The following is a 6,418-nucleotide window of genomic DNA, read 5'->3' as shown; positions in this document are numbered from 1 at the left end:
GGGGGCTATATGAGGTTGGCCAAGTTTGATTGGCTTTAGCCAAATCATTTATCCTTGAATGACTCAAATCTAAATTTCAAAACAAACTCTCAATGAAAGGTATTACAAATGCTTGATTATAATAAACTTTAATACTTCAAAATATATTCCTGCAGGTTGTCACTGCGTTCCAGGTTGAGCTTTTTGCGCAGGCGGTAGCGGGCAATTTCCACACCACGAATGGAGATATTCATCAGGTAGGCGATTTCTTTGGTGGAAAGGTTCATCCTGAGATAGGCACTCAATTTGATTTCCTGTGGACTTAGATTGTCGTATTCCTTTTTAAACCGGCCCATAAAATCGCCATGCACCTGGTCAAAATGAACCTCAAATTGCTCCCAGTCCTGATCTTTGGCAATATTTTTTTCAATGGTTTTGATGACCTTCTGTATCTCCTGCTTCACTTCCTGGTTTTTGCTTTTCCTGGTGATGGCATTCAGGTTATTGCGCATTTGGTCAATAAATCCATTTTTTGTGATCAGATGCATTGTGGCAGCTGCCAGCTCCTTGTTTTTGATCTGAATTTCCTGCTTTAATTTTTCCGTTCGCAGCTTTTCCACCTCCTTTTGGCTAACCTTTAATTCAGATTCCTTGGCTTCGATGGCTTGCTTGGAGGCTGTTTTTATTTGAAGTGTTTTCTTTTGGTACCTTTTCTCAATTATGCGGTAAGCCATATAGAAGTTTACAAGGAGAACAAAAATATAGACCATGTAAGCCAGCTTGCTCCTGTACCAGGGAGGCAAAACCTCAAAGCTAAAGGTGCTTACAGGGCTGATTGCACCATAAATGTTTCTGCTTCGTGCATGGAAGACATACTTCCCCTCTCTCAGGTTGGTATAAGCTTTTTCCCTTTTATCTATCCATTCTCCATAGTCCTCTTCAAATCCCTCCAGCCAATATTGATACCTCAAATCCTTTTCATTATTAGGGGTAGGATTACTGCTTTCGAAGCGGATGTTTGCCTTTTTATACGGAATTTCAGTCATCCCGGAAGAGGGCAGATGCTGACTCACATTGCCTGCAAAAATCAAAGAATCAGAGGGACCAGTAAGGTATACGGCCCTGATTAAGGTAGGGAAAACGGGGGCTTGAAAATTATTTTCATTAAGACTAAACCGGATAAATCCTTCATTGGCAGCAAAAAGCACTTCATTTCCCCTGGTGGCAGAAATGTTTGGCAAGTCATCATTGAGCAGGGGAAGGAGCGGATTGAATACCTGAAAATGTTTGTGGTAGCTGCCATCAACTTTTTTTTCTAAAACCCCCATTTCAGTCTCTCCGATAAAAAATATATTTCCCATCTGATCCTCCAGTAGGTAATGAATCAGAAAATCATTCTCAAAGTATGGGTCAAATATAGGGTCTCTTTCAAAATCTTGTTGGAATTCATTGTAGCGGAATACTCCTTCCTGGGTAGTAAAAATCAGCCTGTTGTTGATCTTCCATACATTGTTAAAGATGTTGCTGGGTAATCCCTGATCAGTCCCAAAATAGGCTACTTCAACAGCAGATAAAGTGGAGTCCAATCGGAGTTTATATAGTCCTTTATAGCCATGAGCCACCCAAATATCCCCATTTTCATCTTGTTCGATCACCCTGCTTGACTCTTCAAACCCTTCGATTTTTCTAAGATAAGTGAGGTTTTCAGCCTTTTTTTCAAAGAGATGCAGGCCCTGGTAGCTTCCGGCAAGAATCAAATTGGGATGATCCTTCAAAAGCTGAAAATTCCAAATGCCTTCAGGACCTGCTATTTTTTCTGCCCGGTTATTCCTTATGCTGAGGGCGCCGTCGTTATGGGCAACCAGCAAAAAGCCCTGTATGGATTTGACCTGATATACCTGACCATTGGTATTGGGGATCAATTCCATATTTTTGGATCCATAAACATCGGATTGCTGTACATAGACCCCGTTATTTGTACCCAGGTACAATTTTCCCTGCTCGTTGGTGGCATGGTAACCTGTACCGGTAAGGCCGGAATACTGATTGATTTTACCGAATGGCAGACTTAATTGGATCATGGATAAGCCATTGTTGTGCCCCAGCCATAAATTACCCGATAGGTCTTCAAAAAGGGAAACGATTGAATTGTTATTCAACCCGCTTTCTTTATCCAATTTCATCAATTCCTTTCCCTCTGTATTGATCAATAACAAGCCGTCAAGTTGGGTGGCAAGGGCAATATGGCCATTGCTCAACCGTAAAACCGCATTAATGGTCAGTTCAGGGGCAGTCTTCCACTTGGCAACAGACTCGCCAGTAAGTTCATAAATTCCATTGTCACGGGTAAAGACCAGGTATTCGCTTGATCCTGTCCGAAGCAAGCCGGTAATTAATTTATCACTGAAATAGGAATTTACAAGAGAAAAGGAGCCATTTTCTAATTTTTTTAAACCGGTCTGTCTCTCGTTTACAAACAAGGTATTATTACTGAAATAGAAACTTTCAAAAGCCGATTGACTTTCCAGGCTATAATTAAAGCATTGTTTGTGATCGAACACAAAAATCCGATCTGTGGTACAGAAGTAAATGTGTTCATTCCCAAGGAAAACTTTCCAGACTTCTTCCAGGTTTTGAAAGGATTCCGGTAGGGAATCTTTAAGCGACTTGAAAACAAGTTGCCCTTTATCATTGGGGCTGAAGGTGCCGAATTCCCCCTGTCCGGAAACATAGACTGTTCCGTTTTCATCCACCTGTACATGCCTGGTTTTGGTACTATTCGGAAGAGAAAACCTTCTCCAGGTGGTGCCATCATGGACCAGTAATCCATAGTTGTTCGCAACGTATAGCAAGCCGCTCGCATGTTGGGTAATCGCATAATTCTGTATACCTCCCTGATATTCCTGACTGGAATAGTACCTGGTAAAAGGCAATGCCAATGACTGACATAGCACCTGTTGTGTCAGGAAAAATAAAAAAAAGAGGCTCAAAGTTGCTCTCATTATGGAATTTAATCTGATCGTAAATGCAATATACCCAATTTAAATTTGATGTAATAGAGCTAAATAAGGCATAAGGTATAAACGTATTTAAAAACCCTATTTAAATATCTTTAAACCCATATTTATTCTCTTTTTGTAGGGTTTTTGTGAAATCTGAAAAACTACTTTGATGTAGTAATGTTGTATAGGCAATTTTCTGATTGAAGAATCTATTTCTCAATTTTGGACTGATGTAAATCCAAATTAAATCAAATGAAAAAAGTTTTATTACTGTATTATGCCATGTGCTTGTCCCTTATCGGGATGGCACAATCCAATGAGATCATTGGAAAGGTTACAGACGAATCAGGATTTCCACTTCCGGGAGTAAGCATCTTAAAGGTGGAATCCAGCGTAGGGACCGTTACAGATATTGATGGTAGTTTTACCATCAATGCCAGTACCGGAGAGGTACTTCAGTTTTCTTATCTGGGATTCAAGCCCCAGCGACTTACAGTCGGATCGGGTAGAGAATTGAATGTAGTATTGGAAGAGGATGTTTCCAATTTAGATGAAGTAGTTGTTATTGGTTATGGCTCGGCCACTAAAAGGGAGTTGACAGGAGCTACAGCTCAGGTTAAAGGGGAAGCCATTGAAAAAATGAACATGCCCAGGGTAGATCAGGCCCTTCAGGGTAAAATGGCTGGAGTAAATATCAGCACCAATTCCGGAGCCCCGGGAGGGACTTCAAATATCCGTATTAGAGGTATCGGTACATTTGGGGACAATGACCCTCTGATTTTGGTAGACGGTGTCATCTATGATGCTGCAGGCTTAAATGCCCTGAATCCTAATGACATTGCCTCCGTGAATGTCTTGAAAGATGGTACCGCTGGTATATATGGTGTCAGGGCTGCCAACGGCGTTATTTTGATTGAAACCAAAAAGGGTAATCTGGGAACCAAGCCCAGGTTGGATTTCAATGCTTATTACGGCGTGCAACAAACCGCCCGTAAGCTGGACCTGTTAAACGCACGGGAATTTGCCATTTTGAAAAACGAGGCTTATGCAGCAGGAGGTCAGGCACTTCCCTTCAACAATGTGGAATTGGGAGAGGGCACCAATTGGCAGGATGCCGTTTTTCAGGATTCGCCCATACAGGAATATAACCTGACAGTGACGGGCGGTTCAGAGAAAACCTCGTATTCTATAGGAGGAAGCTATTTTGCCCAGGAAGGAATCGTGGGTGGCCCCAAAGCCAATTTTGAAAGGTATAATGCCCGGATCAATTTCACCACGGAAATTGCCCCGAAAATTAAATTTACTAATGTTTTGCTCTTTACCAGAGAGCAAAGCAGTACTTTACCTCAGGGGGGGATTGGTTCCGTTTTGTACAACACCATCAACGCTTATCCTACAGAACCGATTCGGGTAGGGGACAGGTACTCCTATCTGGAGAATGTCAATGACATCATCAACCCCCTGGCCCAGATGGAAAATGCTTACAACGACTCCTACGTCAATAAGCTGGTGGGAAAGGAAGAAGTGGAATATGCCATCAACGATCACTTTACCTGGACCGGAAGGGCTGGCTACAACTACGCCATGGTGGATGCCAAAACCTTTAATCCTTTGGTTTGGTATGGACCTGGAAAATTTGCCAATTCAGCAAGAAATGCAAATCTGGATCCCGTTTTGGTGGATGTAGGCGGCCTGGAAATCGAAAGAGGAGCCAGTGTATTCGAATCCAGAAATACCTTCCTGGATTACAACCTGGAGACTTTCCTGAATTATAACAGAACCTTTGCCGAGCTGCACAGGGTAAAGGGTATGATAGGACTTTCTTTGGTAGGAAACAGAAGTGAAGGCTTAAATGGTACAGGTTTTAATATTCCGAACAACGACCTGAATTTTGCGGATATTTCTGCCAATCAGGCCCCGGGCGGATTTCTGAATGGAGTGGGTTCTTTTCAAAGCCGTCAAAGACTTACCTCTGCATTTGTTAGGGGTGAATATGACTACAAACAGCGCTACCTTTTTTCTGCTATCCTGAGAAGAGATGGTTCCACCAATTTCGGTCCAAACAACAGAATCGGTTATTTTCCGGCTATTTCCGGGGCATGGGTCATTTCTGATGAACCGTTTTTCAATGCAGGGGCCATAGATTTCATGAAACTCCGAACCAGTTTTGGCGTTTCAGGAAATGATCAAATAGGTTTGTTTCGCTACAGGGGCCTGCTCAATGGCTCTGCAACCTACGTATTCAACGATCTGATTGTCAATGGTGCCGCTATCGGAAATACCAGCAATCCGGACCTGAAATGGGAAACCACCTATCAAACGAATATTGGTTTGGATTTTTCTCTTTTCAATAACCTGGATTTTACGGCCAATTATTTTATCAAAAACACAAAGGACCTGCTTTTCCAACCCGATGTGTCCGCCCTTTTGGGAGCATATGGACCCGGAGGTGCGCCGCCTGTGATTAATGCAGGAGATGTGTTGAACAGGGGCATTGAGCTTGAGTTGGGATATGCCACCAATCGGCAATCCGGCGTGAATTTTAGTGCGGATTACAATGTGACCTTTTTAAAGAATGAGGTAACCGCTGTACCTCAGGGATTTGAATTTATTCCCGGTGCGGGTTTTAGCGTGGGAGGAAATGTGGCCAGCAGATTTCAGGAAGGTTTTCCAATAGGTTACTTTATCGGTTATCAGACAGATGGCATTTTCCAGACCCAGGAGGAAATAGCATCCAGCCCTGTGGTTCAGCCTGGCGCACAGCCAGGAGACCTGCGTTTTGTTGATCAAAATGGGGATGGGGTAATCAGCTTTGGAGATGATACCGATCGTACCCAGATTGGCTCTCCCATTCCTGATATGGTCATGGGTTTCAACCTGACAGCGGATTTCAAGGGTTTTGATATAGGTGCCAATGTATATGCCGCTTTGGGCCAGGAAATCATCCGGAATTATGAAAGGCAACAGCCATTTGCCAACCAGTTGTCCTATACCATCAACAGGTGGACAGGACCGGGTACTACAGATACCTACCCAAGACTGACTACAGGGGCCACAAGAAATAATGTTTTCTCCGATTATTTCGTAGAGGATGGGTCATTTTTGCGGCTTAGAAATGTACAGGTGGGATATACACTCCCGCTTGGCATAACCCAGAAAATAGGGGTTCAGTATTTCCGCTTTTACCTGGCGGCCAATAACCTGGTGACCCTGACCAATTATCAGGGATTTGATCCCGATGTAGGTTCAGGTAACCCACTCTTCGCCGGTGTGGACAATGGGATTTATCCCCAGGCAAAAACCTTTATGGCTGGTTTAAATATTAAATTCTAAATAAGATGAAATCGACACGATTAAAATCATCATTAAACACACAGGACAATGATTATTTTAATCGTCAAAGATTCCATGTGGCCTATTAAAAAAAATTATAAACA

General features: G+C 42.7%; 2 protein-coding genes. One reads left to right on the top strand and one right to left on the bottom strand.

The window, feature by feature from the left end; all coding sequences use genetic code 11:
• Positions 1-128: 128 nt before the first annotated feature.
• Positions 129-2,981 carry a triple tyrosine motif-containing protein gene (locus HUJ21_RS15990; RefSeq protein ID WP_291371531.1) on the bottom strand — a complete coding sequence of 951 codons (2,853 nt, stop codon included), beginning with the start codon at positions 2,979-2,981 and terminating at the stop codon, positions 129-131.
• 252 nt (positions 2,982-3,233) lie between these two features.
• Between HUJ21_RS15990 and HUJ21_RS15985 the strand changes: the two genes are divergently transcribed.
• On the top strand, positions 3,234-6,314 hold the full coding sequence (locus HUJ21_RS15985) for a TonB-dependent receptor (protein WP_291371529.1): 3,081 nt from the start codon (positions 3,234-3,236) through the stop codon (positions 6,312-6,314).
• Positions 6,315-6,418 lie beyond the last annotated feature (104 nt).

The organism is Cyclobacterium sp. (assembly GCF_014762705.1).
Taxonomy (GTDB): domain Bacteria; phylum Bacteroidota; class Bacteroidia; order Cytophagales; family Cyclobacteriaceae; genus Cyclobacterium.
This window is presented reverse-complemented; position numbering and strand designations above follow the sequence as displayed.

Bases quoted from the DNA above. Each gene is read 5' to 3' on its own strand.
- HUJ21_RS15985 (WP_291371529.1), top strand. From the start codon at position 3,234: ATGAAAAAAGTTTTATTACTGTATTATGCCATGTGCTTGTCCCTTATC.
- HUJ21_RS15990 (WP_291371531.1), bottom strand. From the start codon at position 2,981: ATGAGAGCAACTTTGAGCCTCTTTTTTTTATTTTTCCTGACACAACAG.